At 29.8% G+C, this 736-nt stretch carries 1 protein-coding gene and 1 pseudogene; both read left to right on the forward strand.

Annotated elements, in window-relative coordinates:
- Window positions 1-242: pseudogene (locus IDG60_RS18110) on the forward strand (NAD(P)-binding protein); the annotation flags it as partial.
- A gap of 75 nt (window positions 243-317) precedes the next feature.
- Window positions 318-413 (forward strand): hypothetical protein, encoded by a 96-nt coding sequence (locus IDG60_RS18115; RefSeq protein WP_001789304.1) that lies wholly within the window; start codon window positions 318-320, stop codon window positions 411-413.
- The last annotated feature ends 323 nt before the right edge of the window (window positions 414-736 follow it).

Consider the following 736-nt stretch of genomic DNA (forward strand, 5'->3'; position numbering starts at 1 on the left):
TCAGTGTATCAACTGATGGTGCGAGTCCTAAGTTGACAAAATCAATTATGGCAGAGCTTGAGGCGTTATATCCACCATCATACAGTTCGTATATCGACTTTTTATATACTTGCCGACAGAAAATAAAAGTACTTGATATAACATATAACGAAAAGCAACAGTTACTGTCACAAATTGTGTCACAAGAATATTTAAATCATGACAAACAAGCTCAATTTTTAGCGTGGTTGGATGTAAGATAATAATAGCGGACCGTCTAACCGTCTAAGGTAAGTCTTCTTATTTTAACTTTAACGCTTAATCATTGAAATTAAGACATGGGTGGCTTTGTGAATAGTCTAATAATGAAGGATTTAAGCGATAATGATATGCGTTTTAAATATGAATATTACAATAGAGAAAAAGATACGTAGAACAAACTTAATAAAATAGATGGATAAATTGAAATCTGGTTGAAGTCGTTACTATCATAGCGACCTTTAGCCAGATTTTTTGTGCAATAGAAAGCAATAATAAAAATGATAGATCAAAATGAAATACAGGACAGGATATACAAGGATTAGTCATGCCATGTTATCAAGTAGGAAAATCAAACTTCACTATTGATAGTTACGCAAAAAAGATTTTTTTGATAAAATGAGATAACTTAAATATAAAAAATTATATTAATTATAATATTTAAGTTAAAGAGGGGGATTATGTAAATTGTATTAAAAGTGGAGGGAGAAAATAATAT

It is taken from the genome of Staphylococcus sp. EG-SA-2 (assembly GCF_017152085.1).